21 protein-coding genes and 1 pseudogene are annotated in these 19,835 nt (G+C 71.2%); 10 read left to right on the top strand and 12 right to left on the bottom strand.

Annotated features, from left to right (window positions below):
• Positions 1–16 precede the first annotated feature (16 nt).
• Entirely contained in the window at positions 17–1,555 is a 1,539-nt protein-coding gene (gene hutH / locus ACGF8A_RS20495) for a histidine ammonia-lyase (protein WP_393110126.1), read from the top strand.
• A gap of 112 nt (positions 1,556–1,667) precedes the next feature.
• On the opposite strand, the gene ACGF8A_RS20490 is transcribed toward hutH, so the two are convergent.
• From ACGF8A_RS20490 to ACGF8A_RS20480, 3 genes are all read right to left on the bottom strand, one after another.
• The gene (locus tag ACGF8A_RS20490; protein WP_393110082.1) at positions 1,668–1,913 is read right to left on the bottom strand and encodes a hypothetical protein; all 246 of its coding nucleotides are present in this window, start codon (positions 1,911–1,913) and stop codon (positions 1,668–1,670) included.
• Between the two features lie 100 nt (positions 1,914–2,013).
• Positions 2,014–2,238, bottom strand: a complete 225-nt coding sequence (locus tag ACGF8A_RS20485) for a hypothetical protein (protein WP_393110080.1) — start codon at positions 2,236–2,238, stop codon at positions 2,014–2,016.
• A gap of 67 nt (positions 2,239–2,305) precedes the next feature.
• On the bottom strand, positions 2,306–2,653 hold the full coding sequence (locus ACGF8A_RS20480) for an LPXTG cell wall anchor domain-containing protein (RefSeq protein WP_393110078.1): 348 nt from the start codon (positions 2,651–2,653) through the stop codon (positions 2,306–2,308).
• Positions 2,654–2,762: 109 nt separating this feature from the next.
• On the opposite strand from ACGF8A_RS20480, the gene ACGF8A_RS20475 reads away from it, so the two are divergent.
• The 4 genes from ACGF8A_RS20475 (at position 2,763) to ACGF8A_RS20460 (ending at position 7,037) form a co-directional block, all read left to right on the top strand.
• Complete coding sequence (locus ACGF8A_RS20475) at positions 2,763–3,104, top strand: hypothetical protein (protein ID WP_393110076.1); 342 nt, start codon at positions 2,763–2,765, stop codon at positions 3,102–3,104.
• Between the two features lie 238 nt (positions 3,105–3,342).
• A complete protein-coding gene (locus ACGF8A_RS20470; RefSeq protein ID WP_393110074.1) occupies positions 3,343–4,590 on the top strand; it encodes an Ig-like domain-containing protein in 1,248 nt (415 codons plus the stop codon).
• A 174-nt stretch (positions 4,591–4,764) separates the two neighbouring features.
• Positions 4,765–6,216 carry an ABC transporter permease gene (locus tag ACGF8A_RS20465; protein WP_393110072.1) on the top strand — a complete coding sequence of 484 codons (1,452 nt, stop codon included), beginning with the start codon at positions 4,765–4,767 and terminating at the stop codon, positions 6,214–6,216.
• Positions 6,217–6,353: 137 nt separating this feature from the next.
• A complete protein-coding gene (locus ACGF8A_RS20460; RefSeq protein WP_393110070.1) occupies positions 6,354–7,037 on the top strand; it encodes an ABC transporter ATP-binding protein in 684 nt (227 codons plus the stop codon).
• A 323-nt stretch (positions 7,038–7,360) separates the two neighbouring features.
• Here the strand turns inward: ACGF8A_RS20460 and ACGF8A_RS20455 are convergent.
• From ACGF8A_RS20455 to ACGF8A_RS20445, 3 genes and pseudogenes are all read right to left on the bottom strand, one after another.
• A pseudogene (locus ACGF8A_RS20455) lies at positions 7,361–7,659 on the bottom strand (hypothetical protein); the annotation flags it as partial.
• A gap of 34 nt (positions 7,660–7,693) precedes the next feature.
• On the bottom strand, positions 7,694–8,077 hold the full coding sequence (locus tag ACGF8A_RS20450; RefSeq protein ID WP_393110068.1) for a VOC family protein: 384 nt from the start codon (positions 8,075–8,077) through the stop codon (positions 7,694–7,696).
• A gap of 319 nt (positions 8,078–8,396) precedes the next feature.
• Positions 8,397–9,437, bottom strand: a complete 1,041-nt coding sequence (locus tag ACGF8A_RS20445; protein WP_393110066.1) for an NAD(P)-dependent alcohol dehydrogenase — start codon at positions 9,435–9,437, stop codon at positions 8,397–8,399.
• A 172-nt stretch (positions 9,438–9,609) separates the two neighbouring features.
• Between ACGF8A_RS20445 and ACGF8A_RS20440 the strand changes: the two genes are divergently transcribed.
• The gene (locus ACGF8A_RS20440; RefSeq protein ID WP_393110064.1) at positions 9,610–10,527 is read left to right on the top strand and encodes a helix-turn-helix domain-containing protein; all 918 of its coding nucleotides are present in this window, start codon (positions 9,610–9,612) and stop codon (positions 10,525–10,527) included.
• A gap of 312 nt (positions 10,528–10,839) precedes the next feature.
• Here ACGF8A_RS20440 and msrA read toward each other — a convergent pair whose 3' ends face one another.
• Positions 10,840–11,505, bottom strand: coding sequence for a peptide-methionine (S)-S-oxide reductase MsrA (gene msrA, locus ACGF8A_RS20435; RefSeq protein WP_393110062.1), 666 nt, complete (start codon positions 11,503–11,505; stop codon positions 10,840–10,842).
• A 208-nt stretch (positions 11,506–11,713) separates the two neighbouring features.
• The gene (locus ACGF8A_RS20430; protein ID WP_393110060.1) at positions 11,714–12,832 is read right to left on the bottom strand and encodes a hypothetical protein; all 1,119 of its coding nucleotides are present in this window, start codon (positions 12,830–12,832) and stop codon (positions 11,714–11,716) included.
• A gap of 208 nt (positions 12,833–13,040) precedes the next feature.
• Between ACGF8A_RS20430 and ACGF8A_RS20425 the strand changes: the two genes are divergently transcribed.
• The gene (locus ACGF8A_RS20425; RefSeq protein WP_393110058.1) at positions 13,041–14,195 is read left to right on the top strand and encodes a cystathionine gamma-synthase; all 1,155 of its coding nucleotides are present in this window, start codon (positions 13,041–13,043) and stop codon (positions 14,193–14,195) included.
• Between the two features lie 16 nt (positions 14,196–14,211).
• Here the strand turns inward: ACGF8A_RS20425 and ACGF8A_RS20420 are convergent, their stop codons facing one another.
• The 3 genes from ACGF8A_RS20420 to ACGF8A_RS20410 all read right to left on the bottom strand — a co-directional run bounded on the left by ACGF8A_RS20420 (position 14,212) and on the right by ACGF8A_RS20410 (position 15,701).
• Positions 14,212–14,421 (bottom strand): hypothetical protein, encoded by a 210-nt coding sequence (locus ACGF8A_RS20420; RefSeq protein ID WP_393110124.1) that lies wholly within the window; start codon positions 14,419–14,421, stop codon positions 14,212–14,214.
• Between the two features lie 52 nt (positions 14,422–14,473).
• Positions 14,474–14,974 (bottom strand): sigma factor-like helix-turn-helix DNA-binding protein, encoded by a 501-nt coding sequence (locus ACGF8A_RS20415; RefSeq protein ID WP_393110056.1) that lies wholly within the window; start codon positions 14,972–14,974, stop codon positions 14,474–14,476.
• A gap of 220 nt (positions 14,975–15,194) precedes the next feature.
• On the bottom strand, positions 15,195–15,701 hold the full coding sequence (locus ACGF8A_RS20410) for a MarR family winged helix-turn-helix transcriptional regulator (RefSeq protein ID WP_393110122.1): 507 nt from the start codon (positions 15,699–15,701) through the stop codon (positions 15,195–15,197).
• A 161-nt stretch (positions 15,702–15,862) separates the two neighbouring features.
• On the opposite strand from ACGF8A_RS20410, the gene ilvA reads away from it, so the two are divergent.
• From ilvA to ACGF8A_RS20395, 3 genes are all read left to right on the top strand, one after another.
• Positions 15,863–17,092, top strand: a complete 1,230-nt coding sequence (gene ilvA, locus ACGF8A_RS20405; protein WP_393110054.1) for a threonine ammonia-lyase — start codon at positions 15,863–15,865, stop codon at positions 17,090–17,092.
• 209 nt (positions 17,093–17,301) lie between these two features.
• Positions 17,302–18,324 carry an ATP-binding cassette domain-containing protein gene (locus ACGF8A_RS20400; protein ID WP_393110052.1) on the top strand — a complete coding sequence of 341 codons (1,023 nt, stop codon included), beginning with the start codon at positions 17,302–17,304 and terminating at the stop codon, positions 18,322–18,324.
• On the top strand, positions 18,321–19,166 hold the full coding sequence (locus ACGF8A_RS20395; protein WP_393110050.1) for an ABC transporter permease: 846 nt from the start codon (positions 18,321–18,323) through the stop codon (positions 19,164–19,166). Before ACGF8A_RS20400 ends, ACGF8A_RS20395 begins: the two co-directional genes overlap by 4 nt.
• A gap of 148 nt (positions 19,167–19,314) precedes the next feature.
• Here ACGF8A_RS20395 and greA read toward each other — a convergent pair whose 3' ends face one another.
• Positions 19,315–19,815 carry a transcription elongation factor GreA gene (gene greA / locus ACGF8A_RS20390; RefSeq protein ID WP_393110048.1) on the bottom strand — a complete coding sequence of 167 codons (501 nt, stop codon included), beginning with the start codon at positions 19,813–19,815 and terminating at the stop codon, positions 19,315–19,317.
• Positions 19,816–19,835: the final 20 nt, after the last annotated feature.

Genomic DNA, 19,835 nt, shown 5'->3' with positions numbered 1-19,835 from the left:
GCTCCTGAATATGGATATGCACACTGTGGTGGTGGGGACGTCCGGTGTCACCGCGTCCGACGTTCTCGCCGTGGCGCGCGCCGGCGCGCGCGTCGAGCTCTCCGGCGAGGCGGTGTCCGCCCTCACCGCGGCCCGCGAGATCGTCGACGCCCTGGCAGCCAAGCCCGACCCCGTCTACGGCGTCTCCACCGGCTTCGGCGCCCTCGCGACCCGGCACATCGGCCAGGAGCTGCGCACCCGGCTCCAGCGCAACATCGTCCGCTCGCACGCGGCCGGCATGGGCCCGCGGGTCGAACGGGAGGTCGTACGGGCGCTGATGTTCCTGCGGCTGAAGACCGTCTGCTCCGGCCGCACCGGTGTGCGCCCCGAGGTCGCGCAGACCATGGCCGACGTGCTGAACGCCGGCATCACCCCCGTCGTGCACGAGTACGGCTCCCTCGGCTGCTCCGGCGACCTCGCGCCCCTGTCCCACTGCGCCCTCACCCTGATGGGCGAAGGGGACGCCGAAGGCCCGGACGGGGTTGTGCGGCCCGCCGCCGGACTGCTCGCGGCACACGGCATCGCGCCCGTCGAGCTGCGCGAGAAGGAGGGCCTCGCCCTCCTCAACGGCACCGACGGCATGCTCGGCATGCTGCTCATGGCCCTCGCCGACCTCGACACCCTCTACAAGTCCGCCGACGTCACCGCGGCCCTGTCCATGGAAGCCCTGCTCGGCACCGACAAGGTCCTCGCCCCCGAGCTGCACGCCATCCGGCCGCACCCCGGTCAGGCCGCCAGCGCCGCCAACATGCTGGCCGTGCTGAAGGGTTCCGGCCTGACGGGCCATCACCAGGACGACGCGCCCCGCGTCCAGGACGCCTACTCCGTCCGCTGCGCCCCCCAGGTCGCCGGCGCCGGACGCGACACCCTCGCCCACGCCCGCCTCGTCGCCGACCGCGAACTCGCCTCCGCCGTCGACAATCCCGTCGTACTCCCCGACGGGCGGGTCGAGTCCAACGGCAACTTCCACGGCGCCCCGGTCGCCTACGTGCTCGACTTCCTCGCCATCGCCGCCGCCGACCTCGCGTCCATCGCCGAGCGGCGCACCGACCGGCTGCTGGACAAGAACCGCAGCCACGGGCTGCCGCCCTTCCTCGCCGACGACGCCGGTGTGGACAGCGGGCTGATGATCGCCCAGTACACCCAGGCCGCGCTGGTGAGCGAGCTGAAGCGGCTCGCCGTACCGGCCTCCGCGGACTCCATCCCGTCCTCCGCGATGCAGGAGGACCACGTGTCGATGGGCTGGTCGGCGGCGCGCAAGCTGCGCACGGCCGTCGGCAACCTCACCCGGGTCATCGCGGTCGAGCTCTACGCCGCCACGCGCGCCGTGGAACTGCGTGAGGGGCTCACCCCCGCCCCCGCCACGCGGGCCGTCATCGATGCCGCACGGGCCGCCGGGGTGGCCGGTCCCGGGCCGGATCGTTTCCTCGCCCCCGACCTGGCCGCGGCCGAGGCGTTCGTGCGCGACGGACGGCTGGTCGAGGCGGTGCAGACGGTCACCGGCCCGCTGCGGTAGCCCAAGGGGCGGCGGGCCCCGGCGTACGTCGGCCGGGGCCCCACGAGTGGTTACCCGAGCCTGGCGGTCCGGGCTTCGACCACCGCGGCGGGAATCTCGTACGTCTCGCCGGTCACCAGCGCGCCCATGCTGATCGTGCAGTAGGTCGCCGGTGTGCCGCCGTGCCGCGCCCTTCGGCGTGCACCGTGCCGGGCGCCCCCTTGTCCTCCATGACGACGGACGCGGAGATCGCGGCCGACTCGTCACCGGTGGCGGAGCCCTTCTCCGAGGCGATCTTGACGATCTTCTGCTCGGCGCCCTTGGCGGTGAGGGTGAAGCCGCCCGCGCACACGGCGATCGCGTCCGAGACGGACCCCAAGGTTTCGCCGCGGCGCCGTCACCGTCGTACGAGGAGAGGCCGACGGCGGTCATGTCGACGCTCAGGGCGTCCGAGAACGCGTCCTCGAACTCGCCCTGCGTCATGTCCCGCATGGACTGGGGGCCGTGTCGGTGGGGGACTTCTGCTCGGTCGCCATGGCGCGGGCGCCGCCGGCGGATCCGCCCGGCGCGAGACCGGTCAGCGCGTGGGCGAGCGGCTCGCACCCCGCCCTGTCGACCTCGACCTCGCTCTTGGAGGCGGGGAACCGGGCGTCGGGCGCCTTGCCGTCGTACCCCCCGACATCGCCCTGTGAGGCGCAGGTCAATTGCGCGTCAGGCGAACTTCCCGCTGCGTGTTGCGGCGGTGTCCGCCGGTGCCGCGCCGGCGGTTCGTCAGGGACCCGGACGCTCGCGGCGCACCGAGTACGCCACGAATCCGGCACCCAGCGTGAGACAGAGCGCGCCACCGAGGACGTAGGGCGTGCTGTCGAAGCTGCCGGTGTCCGCGAGGCGGGTCCCGCCGGCCCCGGACACCGCGGTGTCCGAGAGGGCGCCCGAGTCCGTGACGGTGGCCGTCGCGGTGTCCGTGGTGGTGGCCCTGGCCTGCGTCGTCATCACCGACATGGCCCGCTCTCTCACCGGCCCGTCACCCGTCGCGTTCGCGGAGGGGACGAACCACAGGGCCCCCAGCAGGGTGCCCGCGGCGGTGGCGGTCAGCAACGGACGGCGAGCGGATGACACGGAATATCGATCCCCTTGTGACGCTGGCGAATTGGCCGTGTGGGGCGATGCTAGTGAAAGCCGCGGGTCGTGGGAAAGTCGCGGGGGCCCCTGGCCGTACGCTCCGGGCATGAGCACTCCAGAGACAGCAGGTTTTGTACGGCTTCGGGTGGAACTCGTCCTCCAGATCGACGACGCTGAGGCAGTGACCCGGGCGGCACAGCGGCGGATCTCCGAGGACGCCGATATGCAGGCCGAGGAGCGGGTACACGCCGAGAGCGCTGTGACGGAAGACACCGCGGAGGCACTCGCGTATCTCGTGGACCCGTTCGACCTGGTCAGCGAGGTGCCCGGGATCGAGCTCCAGCAGGCCTCCTGGAGCAGCGAGCAGGTGGACTACGACCCTGATTCGCCGGACTGGGATCTCGACGAGGATGATGCGGACGACGACGAAGAAGAGCGGGTCGGCTGACGCGGCTTGGGAAAATAGTGACCCCGGGCGGCAACCACCGCCCGGGGTTCGTTCGTCTCACGGGGTGCGCGGACCGACACCGGCACCACGGGCCACCGGGCCGGTGGAGGTGGTGTGCCCCACACATCGAAGGAATGTGGAACGGGACGAACCGGTCGTAGCGTTGAACTTGGTTGATGGGGACTCTCGACGGGGCTTTCGGGGTTCTGGGGATTCGGCAACGATGGAGAAGCGTGTGATGACGAACAGTAGGCGGCGCAGGGGCCTGACGGCCGCGTCCGCACTGCTCGGCGGCGTACTGGTGCTCTCGGGGTGTTCCGGCGGGGACGCCGCCGGCAGCGACGGCGGCAACGACAGCTCGCAGGCCAAGGTCGACGAGGCGGCCGCGCAGAAGACCTCAGAGGCCCAGATCAAGATCACACCCAAGGACGGCTCGGCCAACGCCTCCATCAACAACTCGGCGGCCGTCACCGTGAGCAAGGGCACGCTCACCGAGGTGTCGATGACGACGGCCGACGGCACCGCCGTCGAGGGTGAGATCTCGGCCGACAAGACCAGCTGGAAGCCCAGCGCCCAGCTGGAGCGCTCCACGCGCTACAAGGTCGCCGTGACCGCGAAGGACGCCAAGGGCCTCAAGGCCCACGAGAACGCCTCCTTCACCACGGTCTCCCCGGACAACAGCTTCATAGGCTCGTTCACGCCGGACGACGGCACCACGGTCGGCGTCGGCATGCCGGTCTCGATCAACTTCGACAAGGCGATCACCAACAAGGCGGACGTCCAGAAGGGCATCACCGTCTCCACCAGCAGCGGCCAGGAGGTCGCCTGCCACTGGTTCAACGCCAACCGCATGGACTGCCGCCCCGAGGACTACTGGCAGGAAGGCTCCACCGTCACGCTGAAGCTGGCGCTCGACGGCGTCGAGGGCGCCGAGGGTGTCTACGGCGTCCAGCAGAAGTCGGTCTCCTTCACCATCGGCCGCAACCAGATCTCCTACGTCGACGCGCAGACCAAGCAGATGAAGGTCACGCAGGACGGCAAGGTCGTGAAGACCATCCCGATCTCCGCGGGCTCGCCCGAGAACAAGACGTACGAGGGCCAGATGGTGATCTCCGAGAAGTTCAAGGAGACCCGGATGAACGGCGCGACGGTCGGCTTCACCGACGACGACGGCAAGGGCGAGTACGACATCAAGGACGTCCCGCACGCCATGCGGCTGTCCAGCTCCGGCACCTTCATCCACGGCAACTACTGGGGCGCCGACTCCATCTTCGGCAACGTCAACACCAGCCACGGCTGCGTCGGCCTGAACGACACCAAGGGCGCGAACGACCCGAAGACCGAGGGCGCGTGGTTCTACGACAACTCGATGGTCGGTGACGTCGTGGTCGTCCAGAACACCGGCGACAAGACCATCGCACCGGACAACGGCCTCAACGGCTGGAACATGAGCTGGGAGCAGTGGAAGGCCGGTTCCGCCGTCTGACGCCCGCTTCCTGACACAGACTCGACGACGAAGGCCGCCCACCCAGGGCGGCCTTCGCCCTTTCCCGTCCCGCCGCCACGCGCCCTCGCCCTTCCCGCTTCCCCGGCCTGCTTCTCATCCTTCTCTTATCCGTGCCTTATCCGGTCATCACGGTGCCTCCCTAGCTTGCGGCACATGTTCTTCACCTACCTGAGGCGCGAACTGCGCCGCCGCAGGAAGGCGGCCCTCGTCGTCGCCTCCGGACTCGCGCTGGGCATCGCGCTGGTCATCGTCGTCAACTCCGTGTCGTCCGGCATGGGGCAGGCCCAGGACAAGGTCCTTCGGTCGCTGTACGGCCTCGGCACCGACATGACCGTCACCAAGGCCGCCGATCCCGCCGAGGAAGGGCAGGCGCAGGGGCCGCGGTTCCGGTTCGACGCACGACAGGACGGCTCCGGCGAGGAGCAGAGCAGCGACCGGGTCATGGTTCAGGGCCTCCAGACCCTGGCGAGCTCCACCGTGGCGAAGGTCGGCTCGCAGGACGGCGTCGCGCACGCCGTCGGCGGTCTGAGCCTTCAGGTCATCCAGGTCAGCGGCGAGTTCACCCCCGGTCAGCTGCAACAGGGCAGCGGCGGCACAGGCGGTGGCGGGCCGTCCGGACCAGCCGGTGAGGGCCGGGTGCAGGGCGGTGGCGCGGACTTCGGCGTCAACAGCTACTCCGTCTTCGGCACCGACGTCACCGAGCCCGCGCTCGGCCCGCTGACCACCTCGAAGATCACCAGCGGCCGTACCTTCACGTCCTCGGAGACCGACGCGAAGGTCGCCGTCGCCGACGCCTCCTACGCCAAGGAGAAGAAGCTGGCCGTCGACGACACGGTCACCATCAAGGACGTCACCTACGAGGTCATCGGCATCGCCACCCCCGACAGCGGCGAGGCGGCGGCCAACCTCTACATCCCCCTGAAGCAGGCGCAGACGCTCAGCGACTCGGCGGACAAGGTCACCACCATCTACGTCGAGGCGGCCGACTCCCAGCGGATCGACGCCGTCAAGTCGGAGATCCAGCAGAACATCTCCGGCACCACCGTGACGACCTCCGCCGACCTCGCCGACACCGTCTCCGGCTCCCTGTCCACCGCCTCCGACCTGGCCGCCGGCGTCGGCAAGTGGCTGTCGATCGTCGTGCTCGCGGCCGCGTTCCTGGTCGCCGGGCTGCTCACCTCGTCCGCGGTGTCCAGGCGGGTGCGGGAGTTCGGCACCCTGAAGGCGCTGGGCTGGCGGTCCGGGCGGGTGACCCGGCAGGTCGTCGGCGAGGCCGTCGTGCACGGGCTGGTCGGCGGTGCGCTCGGCATCGCGCTCGGTCTGGCGGGGGCGTACGCGGTCACCGCGATCAGCCCCACCCTGGAGGCCGAACTCGGCGGCACCGGGGGCGGAGCGGCCGGCCCAGGCGGCGGTGGCTTCGGCGGCGGCCCGGCGAGGCAGGCCGCGAGCCGCACGCTCGACGTCGCCCTCACGGCCCCCGTCAGCTTGACCACCATCGCCCTCGCGGTCGGCCTGGCTGTCACCGGCGGGCTCGTCGCCGGCGCGTTCGGCGGCTGGCGGGCGTCGCGCCTGCGGCCGGCGGACGCGTTGCGGCGCGTGGCATAGCCGGCCGCCGCGCGGGCCCGGCGTAGCCCGTCGCGCCCCCGTAGCCCGTCGCGCCCGCGCGGCCCAGCCACGTGACGACGCGGCCCCGCGCCCCTCGGGCGCGCCTCCCACCCTCCGAAGCACCCAGGAGCTGCACCATGTACGAACTCAGAGGCGTCACCAAGCACTACAACCGGGGCAAGGACACCGTGCGCGCGCTGGACGGCGTCGATCTCGTCATCCCCGACGGCGACCGGCTGGTCATCCAGGGCCCCACCGGCGGCGGCAAGTCGACGCTGCTGCAGATGCTCGGCGGGCTCGACAGGCCCACCTCCGGCGAGGTCCTCCTCGACGGGACCGACCTGGCGAGGCTGCCCGAGGCCCGGCTCACGCGGGTGCGCAGCGAGAACATCGGCTTCGTCTTCCAGAGCTTCAACCTGATCCCCACGCTCACCGCCCAGGAGAACGTCGAGACCGCGCTCGTACCGCTCGGCATCAGGGCCCGGGACCGGCGGGAACGCGCCGCCGAGGCGCTGGAGTCGGTCGGGCTCGGCGAGCGGCTCGGGCATCTGCCCGGGGAGATGTCCGGCGGCCAGCAGCAGCGCGTCGCCATCGCGCGGGCGCTGGTGAAGCGGCCGAAGGTGCTGCTGGCCGACGAACCGACCGGAAACCTCGACGAGTCGATGCGCGACGAGATCATGGACGTACTCGAACGCACCTGGAAGGAGCTGGGACTGACCTTCATCATGGTCACCCACGACTCCGCCATCGCGAGAAAGGCCCCGCGGGTGGCGACGATCCGCAAGGGGCGGATATCGGTGAAGGAGAACGCCACCCCGTAGCGGAACGCGAAGTCCCGTACGACGTTCGCCGCGAAGTCCGGTACGACGTTCGCGGCCGTGCCGCCGTCATGGCCGGCTCGTGACGGGTCACTCTCCAGGCGGTGGCGTCGAAGAACTTCACCACCTCGCCCGACGCCACCGACAGGCAGGGCCACGGCACGCACGTGGCCACCATCGCGGCCGGCGCCGGCGGGCTTCCTCACGCTCGGCGCGACCGAGGTGACCGTCCCGGCGGGCGGCGAGACCGCCGTCGACCTGACCGTCGACGCCTCCTTCGGAAGGCCGGGAGAGCCCGCCGGCACGGCGTCAGCGTAGACACGTCGAAAGCGGACCGGGGACGCGGGCAGCCTGGCCATGTCCGCGGTCCGCTTCCTGGAGCGGAACGTCCAGCCGGCGTCGATCCGCGTGGCGGCCGCCGCGACCTTGACGGTCCGCTTCACCGAGGTGGTCAGCCGGCGTCACCGGACGGGACGCGGAACGCCTTCTCGCCGAACAGCGTGTCGTCGTGGGAGCCGACCTTGGCGCCGGTGAACAGCGACGTGCCCGCGTGCCGGGAGCCGTGGGCGAACAGCGGCACCCGGCCGTGGAGGTCGTTGCCGTCGCGGTGGGTGAGTCCGTCGGCGATCTCGCCGCCGAAGTGACCGCCGCCGTGGTCCTCAGCCGTCGCTTCCGTAGGGCCGCGTGATGATCTCCAGGTTGTGCCCGTTGGGATCCTCGAAGTAGGCGCCCCTGCCGCCGTCGTTGTGGTTGATCTCGCCCGGGCGGGAGTGGCGCGGGTCGGCCCAGAAGGTCAGGCCTGCCTGCTCGATGCGGGCGAAGATCGTGTCGAAGTCCGACTCCGAGACGAGGAAGGCGTAGTGCTGCGGGGTGATCTCGCCCGGCGTCTCCATGTAGTCCAGAGTCACGCCGTTGGGGATCTCGACGGGGGTGAAGGGGCCGTACTGCGGCCTCACCGGCAGGCCCAGGAGGCCGGCGAGGAAGCGGGCGGAGGCCTCCTTGTCGTGGGCGGCGACGATGGTGTGGTTCAGCTGGACGGTCATCGGTGACCTCCTCGGGTCTCCTCCGGTCACTTCCGGTCTGTTCCGACCTCGTCCGGTCCTCTTCTCATAACGTCAGGACCCGGGCGGCTCTTCCGCGCCAGGGCCGCGAGACGGGGTCCACAGCCGTCGGCGGCCCGGCGGCCTCGCGATCCGGCGGCCCGGCGGTTCGGCGGCCCGGCGGCCTCGCGATCCGGCGGCCCGGCGGCCCGGCGGCCTCGCGATCCGGCGGCCCGGCGGCCCGGCGGCCTCGCGATCCGGCCACCCCGCGATCCGGCGGTCCGGCTCAGGCCGCCGGACCGCCGACGACCGGCGTCAACGGTCAGATCGTCGAGGTGTCGATCACGAACCGGTACCGCACGTCGCTCGCCAGCACCCGCTCGTAGGCCTCGTTGATCTGGTCCGCGCGGATCAGCTCGATCTCGGCGCCGAGGCCGTGCGCGGCGCAGAAGTCCAGCATCTCCTGGGTCTCCTGGATGCCGCCGATGCTCGACCCGGCCAGCGACTTGCGGCCGACGATCACCGAGAACAGGTTGAGGGAGATGGGCTCCTCGGGAGCGCCGACGTTCACCAGCGCGCCGTCGGTCTTCAGCAGGGCGAGGTACGCGCCGAAGTCGAGCGGCGCCGAGACCGTCGACACGATCAGGTCGAAGGTGCCGGCCAGCTCCTCGAAGGTCCGCGGGTCGCTGGTCGCGTAGTAGTGGTCGGCGCCCAGCTTCAGCCCGTCGTCCTTCTTGCGCAGCGACTGCGACAGGACCGTCACCTCCGCGCCGAGCGCGTGCGCCAGCTTCACGGCCATGTGGCCGAGGCCGCCCATGCCGAGGACGGCGACCTTCTTGCCGGGACCGGCGTTCCAGTGCTTGAGCGGGGAGTACGTGGTGATGCCCGCGCACAGCAGTGGCGCGGCCTCGTCGAGGCCGATGTCCCCGGGGATGCCGACGACGTAGTTCTCGTCGACGACGATCTTCTGCGAGTAGCCGCCGTACGTCGGCTGCCCGTCCTTGCCGACGCCGTTGTACGTCATCACGGCGCCCTGCGTGCAGTACTGCTCCAGGCCGGCCTCGCAGTTGTCGCACTCACGGCAGGAGTCGACCATGCAGCCGACGCCCACGCGGTCGCCGACGGCGAACCTGGTCACGCCGGTGCCGGTCTCGGCGACGACTCCGGCGATCTCGTGCCCGGGCACCATCGGGAAGATGGCCTCGCCCCAGCCCTCACGGGCCTGGTGAATGTCGGAGTGACAGATTCCGGCGTACTTGATGTCGATCAGGACATCGAACTCACCGACCTCCCGCCGCTCGATCGTCGTGCGCTCGAGCGGTGCCTTGGCGGCGGGGGCGGCGTACGCGGTGACAGTGGTCATGCCGGGGGTCTCCTAGCGATGCTGTTCCGCACCCGGCTGCCTTCCTGCCGGGCACATCGTCAAGGCTGCCTCCGGACGGCACATCCACCCAGGCCACGGCTTTGCGTACGTCCGCTGTGCCTACCACTGGCGGGGGCAGGTTCGTGTGCGTACGACCGTGAATACTGGAGGCATGGACGAACAGCCCGCGCACGTGGAGGAGCCCGGCGGCGGCCTGGACCGGCGTGCCGAGCTCAGCGAGTTCCTGCGCAGCCGGCGGGCGCGGCTGAAGCCGGAGGACGTCGGGTTGCCGGACTACGGACGGCACCGCAGGGTTCCCGGACTGCGCCGGGAGGAGCTGGCACAGCTGGCCGGGGTGTCGGTGGCGTACTACACGCGGCTCGAGCAGGGCAACGGGCGGAACGTGTCGGCGGAGGTGCTGGACGCGATCGCGCGGGCACTGCGGCTGACCGGCGCCGAACACGCCCACCTCACCCACCTGGCCAGACCGAAGCACCACAAGAAGAAGCCGGCGGCGCGTACGCAGCATGTGCGGGGCGCGCTGTGGCAGCTGCTGGACACGCTCGACGGCATCCCCGCCTACATCATCGGGCGCCGCTCGGACATCCTGGTCTGGAACCGGATGGCGGCCGCCGTCTTCGGCGACTGGGCGGAGATGGCGGCGCAGGAGCGGAACTGGGCGCGGCTGGTGTTCCTGAGGCCGGAGTACCGCGAACTGTTCGTCGACTGGGACCAGAAGGCCTTCGACATGGTCGCCTTCCTGCGCATGGACGCCGGCTGTCACCCCGACGACCCGCGCCTGTCGGCACTGGTGGGCGAGCTGTCCGTCAAGAGCTCCGAATTCCGGCGTCTGTGGGCCACGCACGACGTCAAGGAGAAGAGCCATGGCGTCAAACGGCTCCGTCACCCGCTCGTCGGCGACCTCTCCCTCTCCTTCGAGACCTTCCGCCTCGTCGACGACGCCGAGCAGTCCCTGATCACCTATCACGCGGAGCCGGGCTCCCCGTCCGCGGAGGGTCTGCGTCTCCTCGCCAGCTGGGGCAGGGACGCGACCCGGGCCGGGGCGGGGACCTCGACGCCGTCGAACTGAGCCCGGACCGTACATCTCGTGGGTACTTCTCGTTGGTCACGGTGGCGAGGTCGGGGCGTCCGTCGCCGGAGAAGCATCGAGGCACCCGAGGAACACTGGGTCGCAGGGCACGCGGTGACGGGGGGTGTGGCGGGCGGGGTGGTGCGATGAGGGCCGCGCGGCGCGGCCGAGGCGGCTGGGCCGAGGCCGGCGTCGGGGCTGCGAGGCTCACGCAGTGCGGCGCGGCCGCGCGACGTCTGCGCCGCACGGCCGCGCCGCGATCCCTCTGCTCCGATCCGGTGTCCGCCGGGACCTGGATCAGCGCCCGACGCCTCACCCGTCGGCCGGGGCAACTCCGATCGGGCACGACACACCCGTCCCGCCGATTCCGCAGTAGCCCGCGGGGTTCTTGTCCAGATACTGCTGGTGGTAGCCCTCTGCCGGGTAGAACGTGCGGTCCTCCGCCGGGAGGATCTCCGTCGTGACGCGGCCGTGGCCCGAACCGGTCAGGACCTTCTGGTACGCCTCGCGGGACGCCTCAGCCGCCGCGGCCTGCTCGGGGGTGTGGGTGTAGATCGCCGAGCGGTACTGCGTGCCGACGTCGTTGCCCTGGCGGAAGCCCTGCGTGGGGTCGTGCGCCTCCCAGAAGGTCTTCAGGAGGCGGTCGTACGAGATCACCTTCGGGTCGTAGACCACGCGCACGGCCTCCGTGTGGCCGGTCAGGCCCGAGCAGACCTCCTCGTACGTGGGGTTCTCGGTGTGACCGCCCTGGTAGCCGACGAGGGTCGTCCAGACCCCCGCGGGCAGCTGCCAGAACTTGCGCTCGGCGCCCCAGAAACAGCCGAGGCCGAAGTCGGCGACCTCCAGGCCCTCGGGGTAGGGCCCGCTCAGCGGGTTGCCCAGGACGGTGTGGCGCTCGGGGACGGTGTAGGCGGGCTCCGCGCGGCCCTTCAGTGCCTGCTCAGCGGTAGGCAGGCTGGGCGTGCGGCGGAACAGCATGTCGGGCTCCTTCTGCTGGGTTCAGTACGGTTCCCGCCCCGTCGCCGTCACACGGCGGGGCGGTACTTTGTTGAACATTCCAGTACCGCGGGGCATTCCGGGCGCCACGACGGGGCGTCCACGCCCCCGTCCACCAGTCGCAACCGCCGGCTCGATCGCCGTCCCCGTCGCTGTCCCCGTCGCCGTCCGGATCGCCGTCCCGCCTCGCTCAGCGCAGCAGCGTCGCCGGGCTGCCGCCGTTCGCCTCGTAGCCCGCGACCGCCAGTGCCCGGTAGACCGCGAACTCCGAGGCCGGGTCCGGGGACAGCGTCCACGGGAGCGCCCCCACATGCCCGTCGATGTGTATCAGCTGGCTCATGGCCTCGGACCAGCGCTCGGAGCGGACCAGGAAGAAGACCAGCAGATGGCGCACGTGCGCCAGCATCGGGTCGTCGGTGCGGGCCGAGTGGACCGCGTGCAGGGCGCCGTGGATCGCCTTGGTCACGACCTCGCTCCGGTAGAAGCCGGCGACCAGGTTCACCTCGGGGAGGTGCTCGAAGACCGCGAACAGCGGCATCGCCGCCAGCAACGAGCCCTGCGGGGCGCGGGCCGCCGCGGCCTCCGCGAACTGGGTCGCCAGCTCACGCGAACCGTGCCACTTCTCGCACCAGTAGTGCAGCGCGGCCAGGTGCGCGCCCATGTGGTTCGGCGCGCGGTCCAGGATCTTCAGCCACAGCTGCTCGAACTCCGCGCGCGGGTACGCCAGGCCGCGGGCCACCGACAGCTCGACGATGTACGGGATCGGGTCACCGGGGGCGAGCAGCGCCGCGTCGCCGCACGCGGCCTTCGCCTCCTCCATGATGATCCGGAAGTCGTCGGTGCCGGGCGTCGCCGTCCGCCACGCCTGCTGCACCAGGAACTCCGCGTGCACCGCCGCGCCGCCCGCGTCCTTGGGCGACTCCGCGCGCCACACCCGCAGCCACTGGCCGCCCGGCGTGTCGCTGACGCCGCCCGGCCGCTGCTGCAGCTCCAGCGCCGCGGCGCCGGCGAAGGCCTGTACGCGCTGCCAGCGCAGCTCGCTCTCCGCCTCCGTACCCGCGAGCAGTTGCGCCGCGGCCCGGTGGTCCTGCGTGCGCTGCACCAGGTCCAGCACGTCCAGCAGGTCCTGGTCGGGGCCGGGCATGCGGACGTCCAGCTCCTCCTGCCGCACGAACCCGTAGTTCGCGGGGTCCGCCGCGTCCGGGTGGCCCGGCTTGACCAGCTCTATCCCCCTGCGCCTACGCATCATGACGGGACCGAGCACAAAGCCGATCATGAGCAGGGCGAACAGGACCCAGAGAATCTCCATGCCTCAAGCGAACCAGACGCCGCCGACAATTGGCCAACCCCCTCGGCCCGGCCTGTGGAAAACTCCCGGCGAGCGGTGGGCGGTGCCCCTCCGAGCGGCCCGAAGCCGCGGTTGAGCAGCCCCGAGTGTGCCGCGGGACCCGTCGAGATCCGGAAATACTCCGCCGGGAACTGCGGCACCCCCTGTGGAACGCCTACGCTCGGTTCTCATGAGCGACAGGCACATCAGTCAGCACTTCGAGACGCTCGCCATCCACGCGGGCAACACGGCCGACCCCCTCACCGGCGCGGTCGTACCGCCGATCTACCAGGTGTCCACCTACAAACAGGACGGGGTAGGCGGCCTGCGCGGCGGTTACGAGTACAGCCGCAGCGCCAATCCGACCAGGACCGCGCTCGAGGAGAACCTCGCCGCCCTGGAGGGGGGCCGCCGCGGTCTCGCGTTCGCGTCCGGACTGGCGGCCGAGGACTGCCTGCTGCGTACGCTGCTCAGCCCCGGCGACCACGTGGTCATCCCCAACGACGCCTACGGCGGCACGTTCCGGCTGTTCGCGAAGGTCGTCGCCCGCTGGGGCGTGGAATGGTCGGTCGCCGACACCAGCGACCCGGCCTCCGTAAGGGCCGCGATCACGCCGAAGACCAAGGTCGTGTGGGTGGAGACCCCCTCGAACCCGCTGCTCGGCATCACCGACGTCGCGGCCGTCGCCCAGATCGCCCGGGACGCCGGCGCCCGCCTCGTCGTCGACAACACCTTCGCCACGCCGTACCTCCAGCAGCCCTTGTCGCTCGGCGCGGACGTCGTGGTGCACTCGCTGACCAAGTACATGGGCGGCCACTCCGACGTCGTGGGCGGCGCGCTGATCGTCGGCGACGCGGAACTCGGCGAGGAGCTGGCGTTCCACCAGAACGCGATGGGCGCGGTCGCCGGGCCCTTCGACTCCTGGCTGGTGCTGCGCGGCACCAAGACGCTGTCGGTGCGCATGGACCGGCACAGCGAGAACGCGACCAGGATCGCCGACATGCTCACCCGGCACGCGCGCGTGACGCGTGTGCTGTACCCGGGGCTGCCGGACCACCCCGGGCACGAGATCGCCGCCAAGCAGATGCGTGCCTTCGGCGGCATGGTCTCCTTCCTGGTCGAGGGCGGCGAGGAAGCGGCCGTCGAGGTCTGCAACCGGGCCAGGGTGTTCACCCTGGGTGAGTCGCTCGGTGGCGTCGAGTCGCTGATCGAGCACCCGGGCCGGATGACGCACGCCTCCGTGGCCGGCTCGGCCCTGGAGGTCCCCGGCGATCTGGTGCGCCTGTCCGTGGGCATCGAGAACGTCGACGACCTGCTGGAGGACCTCCAGCAGGCGCTCGGCTGACCCGGCCTGCCGGCTGCTACCAGCCGGTGGGCGGTGGAGTCGTCCCCGACGGCGGCTCCACCCAGGGGCGCTCGGTCATCGCCCAGACGGTGAACGCCACGGTCACCGCGAAGAGCAGCAGCCAGAGCAGGCGCAGCGCGAGGGTCCGGCGCCGCAGCAGGCGGTCGCCGAGGCGTACGGCGTCGGCGCAGAGATCCGGCGGCACGCTTGGCGGTGTCCGCTCCATGATCCGCCGTGCGGCGGAGTCCCGGTCGGCCTGGCTCACGGGGACCTCCCGGTCATGATGCCGCCACCTCGGCCCCGGTCGCCGTGGGCGTGGGCGGCCGGGGTGGGTGCAGCAGGGTGGCCGTCGCCCGGGCGCAGACGGCGCGGACGCGTTCGGTGGGCAGCCCCAGCAGTGCCGCGGTCTGTTCCTCGGCGACCCCCTCGTACAGCCTGAGGACCACCACCAGGCGCTCCTGCGGCGTCAGGCCGGCGAGCGCGCTGCCCGGGTGCGGGCGGCTCCGGCGGGCGCCGTACTCGTGCCAGGCGCGGTGCGCGAAGCGGGTCGCCAGGTACGCGCGCGTGCGGACGTACGGGTCCTCGCCGCGCAGCCGGTCCCAGGAGGCGTACGTGTGGGCCAGCGCCTGCGTGAGCAGGCGCCGCGCGCGTGGGTGGGCGTCCGGGGCCTCCGCGGTGAGCAGTGTGGCCGTGTGCAGCAGCCGCCCCGCCGCTCCGGCCACGAACGCCTCGAACTCCCGGGCCCGGCGGGCACCTTGGGACGCTTGCCGCTCTCGCATCGCGCCTCCCGCCTGAGCGACCTGAGGAAGCGGATCCCGCCCGGCCGCCGGCGCGTCCGGCGTGCCGGCTGCGAACCCGCGTACGCCCGCGGGGACCCGGTCTCATATGAGGGCAGGCGCGTCCGCTCGGTCAAGAGCCGTGCACGCCCGCGGGGACCCGGTCTCCTGGGCGGAACCCCGCCGGCCCGGGAACGCCACGATCCCCGGCAAGCCGAGATCGTCAGGAGGTTGCCGGCACTTCCGCCTCCGGCACCCCCTGGGCCGCCATCCGCGACGACAGGGCGTGGTTGAAACGGGTGAGGAGCGTGCAGAACGCCTCGCGCTCCTCCGGCGCCCATTCCTGGGTCAGTTCGGCCATCAACTGACGCCGTGACGAGCGCACCTCCTCCAGCCGCGCCGACCCGCGCGGGGAGAGCTGCAGCACCACCGCCCGCCCGTCCTCGGGGTGCGAGGTCCGCTTGACCAGGCCCGTGTCGACCAGCGGAGCGACCTGCCGGGTGACCGTCGACGAGTCGATACCCATGCTCGCGGCGAGCGCCTTGACGCCCATCGGCCCCTCCTTGTCGAGCCGGTTGAGCAGCAGGTACGCGGCGCGGTCCATGGAGTTGCGCACCTGGCCGACCCCGCCGAGCCGGGTCTGTTCGGCACGCCGGGCGAACACCGCCACCTCGTGCTGCAGCGCGTCGAGAAGGCCGGTGTCACCGACGGTCGTCATGTCCATCGACATTTCAGGTGTTGTGGGCATGGCCGGGGGCTCACTTCATGCTGGGTGCTGGGTTGGGGGACAGGGTACGCGGCCGGGGGGCAGGTCGTACCGGCGCTGCGCAAACCGGTCTCGGACGTTGGTCACACCGCGGACCACGGCGTGTGAACTGCGAGACTTGAGTCATGAACTACCGCAAGGCCCCCTCCTTGCCCCCGGTCACCCTCGACGACGTACGCGGTGCGCAGAAGATGCTGAGCGGCGTCGCACGTGTCACCGCGATGGAGGGCAGCAGGTATCTGACCCAGTTGGTGGGCGCCCCGGTCCACCTCAAGTGCGAGAACCTCCAGCGGACCGGCTCCTTCAAGCTGCGCGGCGCCTACGTCCGGATCGCCGGGCTGCTGCCCGAGGAGCGTGCGGCCGGTGTGGTCGCGGCGAGCGCCGGCAACCACGCGCAGGGGGTCGCCCTGGCGTCCACACTGCTCGGCGTCCACTCCACCGTGTTCATGCCGAAGGGTGCCCCACTGCCCAAGATCAGTGCGACCCGGGACTACGGCGCCGAGGTGCGGCTGTACGGACAGGTGGTCGACGAGACCCTGGCCGCCGCGCAGGAGTACGCCGCCGAGACGGGCGCGGTGTTCATCCACCCGTTCGACCACCCGGACATCATCGCGGGACAGGGAAGCGTGGGCCTGGAGATCCTGGAGCAGTGCCCGGAGGTGCGCACGATCGTCGTCGGCGTCGGCGGCGGGGGACTCGCGGCGGGAATCGCGGTCGCGGTGAAGGCGGTGCGGCCCGAGGTGCGGATCGTCGGCGTGCAGGCGGCGGGCTCGGCGGCGTATCCGCCCTCGCTGGCCGCGGGACGCCCGGTGTCGATCGAGAACCCGGTGACGATGGCCGACGGCATCAAGGTCGGGCGGCCGGGCGACGTACCGTTCGCACTCATCGGAAATCTGGTGGACGAGGTCCGGACGGTCAGCGAGGATGAGCTGTCCACCGCGCTGCTGCTCTGCCTGGAGCGGGCGAAGCTGGTCGTGGAGCCGGCCGGGGCGAGTCCGGTGGCGGCGCTGCTGAGCGATCCGGGTGCCTTCGGGGGCCCGGTCGTCGCGGTGCTGTCGGGTGGCAACGTGGATCCGGTCCTGATGCAGCGCGTGCTGCGGCACGGGATGGCGGCACAGGGCCGCTACCTGGCCGTGCGGCTGCGGCTGACGGACCGGCCAGGTGCTCTCGCGACGCTTCTGGGGGCGTTGTCAGTGGTGGACGCTAACGTCCTCGACGTGAGCCATGTACGGACCGATCCACGGCTCGGGCTCACGGAGGCGGAGGTTGAGCTGCACCTGGAGACGAAGGGCCCGGCGCACTGCGTCGAGGTCGGCGAGGCCCTGCGCAGCGCGGGGTACACCGTCATCGACTGAGTCGCCGCCGGATGGCGCGCTGCCCGCGAAGGCCGAGGTCAGGCTGGTGTCGGGTCAAGATCGCCAAGTCTTCGTCACTCGTTCGGGCAAGCTTCGTTGAGAGACGCGATACATCGCGTTATGGTGTGTCTCGTGGCCCTACCCATCGGTCGGGACGAATCCCGCAGCCCCGGTGCTTCCGAAGCACCTCACACGACGTGGAGACTCATATGCCAGGCGCCATCTACGCCGAAGGTCTGGTCAAGACCTTCGGCGACGTAAGGGCACTGGACGGCGTCGACCTCGATGTCCCCGAGGGCACCGTCCTCGGCCTGCTCGGGCCGAACGGCGCCGGCAAGACGACGACGGTCCGCTGTCTGACGACCCTTTTGCGCCCCGACAGCGGCCGTGCCGTCGTCGCGGGTGTCGACGTACTCGCACACCCCGATAAGGTGCGGCGCTCCATCGGCCTGTCCGGCCAGTTCGCCGCCGTCGACGAATACCTCACCGGCCGGGAAAACCTCCAGATGGTCGGCCAGCTCTACCAGATGAGCGCGAAGGCCGCGAAGGCCCGCGCCGGCGAGCTGCTCGGCCAGTTCAACCTCGCGGACGCCGCCGACCGGCCCGCCAAGACCTACTCCGGGGGCATGCGCCGCCGGCTCGACCTGGCCGCGGCGCTGGTGGTCTCGCCGCCGGTGATGTTCATGGACGAGCCGACGACCGGCCTCGACCCGCGCAACCGCCAGCAGCTGTGGGAGGTCATCAAGCAGCTCGTCTCCGGAGGCACGACGCTCCTGCTGACCACGCAGTACCTGGAAGAGGCCGACCACCTCGCGCACGACATCGCCGTGGTCGACCAGGGCCGCGTGATCGCCCGTGGCACTTCCGACCAGCTCAAGGCCCGCACCGGCGGCGAGCGCGTCGAGGTCGTGGTGCACGAGCGTGAGCACATGGCGGCGGCCGCCGAGGTGCTGGCCGGCTTCGGCAAGGGCGACACCACCGTCGAGGAGCACACCCGCAAGCTGACGGTGCCCGTCACCGGCGGCGCCAAGCTCCTCGCCGAGGTGATCCGCGAACTGGACGTCCGCGGGATAGAGATCGACGACATCGGCCTGCGCCGCCCGACCCTCGACGACGTGTTCCTCTCCCTGACGGGGCACGCGGCCGAGGCCAAGGACGAGGAGCACCACGAGGCGGGGGACACCTCCGCCGACGCCAAGGGCCGCAAGCGCAAGAAGGAGTCCGTCAAGTGAGTGCCGTCACCGACGCCACCCCCCGGGCCGCGCGCCCGCATCCCTTCGGCCAGTCCGTCAGGGATTCCCTGATCGTCGCCAAGCGCAACCTGATCCGGATGTCCCGGATCCCCGAGATGATCATCTTCGGCCTGTTCCAGCCGATCATGTTCGTGGTGCTGTTCAGCTATGTGTTCGGCGGCTCCATGAACATCGGCGGCAGCACCGAACCCGGCGTCTACCGCGAGTTCCTGATGGCGGGCATCTTCGCCCAGACCGTGACCTTCGCCACGGCCGGCGCGGGCGCGGGCATCGCCGAGGACATGCACAAGGGCCTGGTCGACCGGTTCCGTTCGCTGCCCATGGCCCGAGGGGCGGTACTGACGGGGCGCACCCTGGCCGACCTCGTGCAGACGGCGCTGACCCTGCTGGTGCTCGCCATCGTCGCCCTGCTGGTCGGCTGGCGCACGCACACCAGCGTGGGCGAGGTGCTCGGCGCGTTCGGGCTGCTGCTGCTGATGGGATACGCGTTCACCTGGATCGGCGCGCTGATCGGCCTCTCCGTGCGGACGCCGGAGGCGGCCACCTCCGGTGGGCTGGTCTGGCTCTTCCCGGTCACCTTCGTGTCGAACGCCTTCGTGGACTCCAGCCAGATGACGCCCTGGCTGCGGCACATCGCCGAGTGGAACCCGTTCAGTGCCACGGTCCAGGCCAGTCGGGAGCTCTTCGGCAATCCCGGTGTCTCCCAGTCGGACGCCTGGCCCCTGCAGCACCCGGTCCTGGCCTCGCTGATCTACTCGGCCCTGATCATCGTGATATTCCGGACCCTCGCGGTGCGGAAGTACCGCTCGGCGACGGCGTGAGGCGACGGAGCCCCGTTCCGGTCGGTCGCGGACTGCGGCTGACCTGGGCATGACGAAACCCCCGGCGTCGCACGGACGCCGGGGGCTGTCAGGAACGGGCGGACCGAGGCCGGCGCGGCAGCGGCTCCTCGCCGCCGCGCCTACGGGGTCAGCCGCTGTAGGGCTCGGCCTTGAGGATCTTCACGGAGGCCTTCCGGCCGTTCGGCAGCTCGTACTCCGCGTCCTCGCCGACCTTGTGTCCGATCACGCCGGCCCCCAGCGGAGACTGCGGCGAGTAGGTCTCGATGTCGGCACTCGCGTACTCGCGCGAGGCGAGCAGGAACGCCAGGGTGTCGTCCTCGTCACCGTCGAAGGCGATCGTCACGACCATGCCGGGCGCCACGGTGCCGTCCGTCGAGGCCGGAGCCTCGCCGACCTGGGCGTTCTCCAGGAGCTGGGTCAGCTGGCGCACACGAAGCTCCTGCTTGCCCTGCTCCTCCTTGGCCGCGTGGTACCCGCCGTTCTCGCGCAGGTCGCCCTCCTCGCGCGCGGCCGCGATCTTGGCGGCGATCTCCGTGCGCGCAGGACCAGTAAGGTACTCAAGCTCGTCCTTGAGCTTGTTGTACGCCTCCTGGGTCAGCCAGGTGACGTTCTCGCTGGTCTGGGTCACAGGTGCTCCTCGTCGGTACT

The organism is Streptomyces sp. NPDC047706 (genome assembly GCF_043204795.1).
GTDB lineage: Bacteria > Actinomycetota > Actinomycetes > Streptomycetales > Streptomycetaceae > Streptomyces.
This window is presented reverse-complemented; position numbering and strand designations above follow the sequence as displayed.

Excerpts from the sequence above, each read along its gene's own strand:
- hutH (WP_393110126.1), top strand. The coding sequence starts at position 17 with ATGCACACTGTGGTGGTGGGGACGTCCGGTGTCACCGCGTCCGACGTT.
- ACGF8A_RS20475 (WP_393110076.1), top strand. The coding sequence starts at position 2,763 with ATGAGCACTCCAGAGACAGCAGGTTTTGTACGGCTTCGGGTGGAACTC.
- ACGF8A_RS20470 (WP_393110074.1), top strand. The coding sequence starts at position 3,343 with ATGACGAACAGTAGGCGGCGCAGGGGCCTGACGGCCGCGTCCGCACTG.
- ACGF8A_RS20465 (WP_393110072.1), top strand. The coding sequence starts at position 4,765 with ATGTTCTTCACCTACCTGAGGCGCGAACTGCGCCGCCGCAGGAAGGCG.
- ACGF8A_RS20460 (WP_393110070.1), top strand. The coding sequence starts at position 6,354 with ATGTACGAACTCAGAGGCGTCACCAAGCACTACAACCGGGGCAAGGAC.
- ACGF8A_RS20450 (WP_393110068.1), bottom strand. The coding sequence starts at position 8,077 with ATGACCGTCCAGCTGAACCACACCATCGTCGCCGCCCACGACAAGGAG.
- ACGF8A_RS20445 (WP_393110066.1), bottom strand. The coding sequence starts at position 9,437 with ATGACCACTGTCACCGCGTACGCCGCCCCCGCCGCCAAGGCACCGCTC.
- ACGF8A_RS20440 (WP_393110064.1), top strand. The coding sequence starts at position 9,610 with ATGGACGAACAGCCCGCGCACGTGGAGGAGCCCGGCGGCGGCCTGGAC.
- msrA (WP_393110062.1), bottom strand. The coding sequence starts at position 11,505 with ATGCTGTTCCGCCGCACGCCCAGCCTGCCTACCGCTGAGCAGGCACTG.
- ACGF8A_RS20430 (WP_393110060.1), bottom strand. The coding sequence starts at position 12,832 with ATGGAGATTCTCTGGGTCCTGTTCGCCCTGCTCATGATCGGCTTTGTG.
- ACGF8A_RS20425 (WP_393110058.1), top strand. The coding sequence starts at position 13,041 with ATGAGCGACAGGCACATCAGTCAGCACTTCGAGACGCTCGCCATCCAC.
- ACGF8A_RS20420 (WP_393110124.1), bottom strand. The coding sequence starts at position 14,421 with ATGGAGCGGACACCGCCAAGCGTGCCGCCGGATCTCTGCGCCGACGCC.
- ACGF8A_RS20415 (WP_393110056.1), bottom strand. The coding sequence starts at position 14,974 with ATGCGAGAGCGGCAAGCGTCCCAAGGTGCCCGCCGGGCCCGGGAGTTC.
- ACGF8A_RS20410 (WP_393110122.1), bottom strand. The coding sequence starts at position 15,701 with ATGTCGATGGACATGACGACCGTCGGTGACACCGGCCTTCTCGACGCG.
- ilvA (WP_393110054.1), top strand. The coding sequence starts at position 15,863 with ATGAACTACCGCAAGGCCCCCTCCTTGCCCCCGGTCACCCTCGACGAC.
- ACGF8A_RS20400 (WP_393110052.1), top strand. The coding sequence starts at position 17,302 with ATGCCAGGCGCCATCTACGCCGAAGGTCTGGTCAAGACCTTCGGCGAC.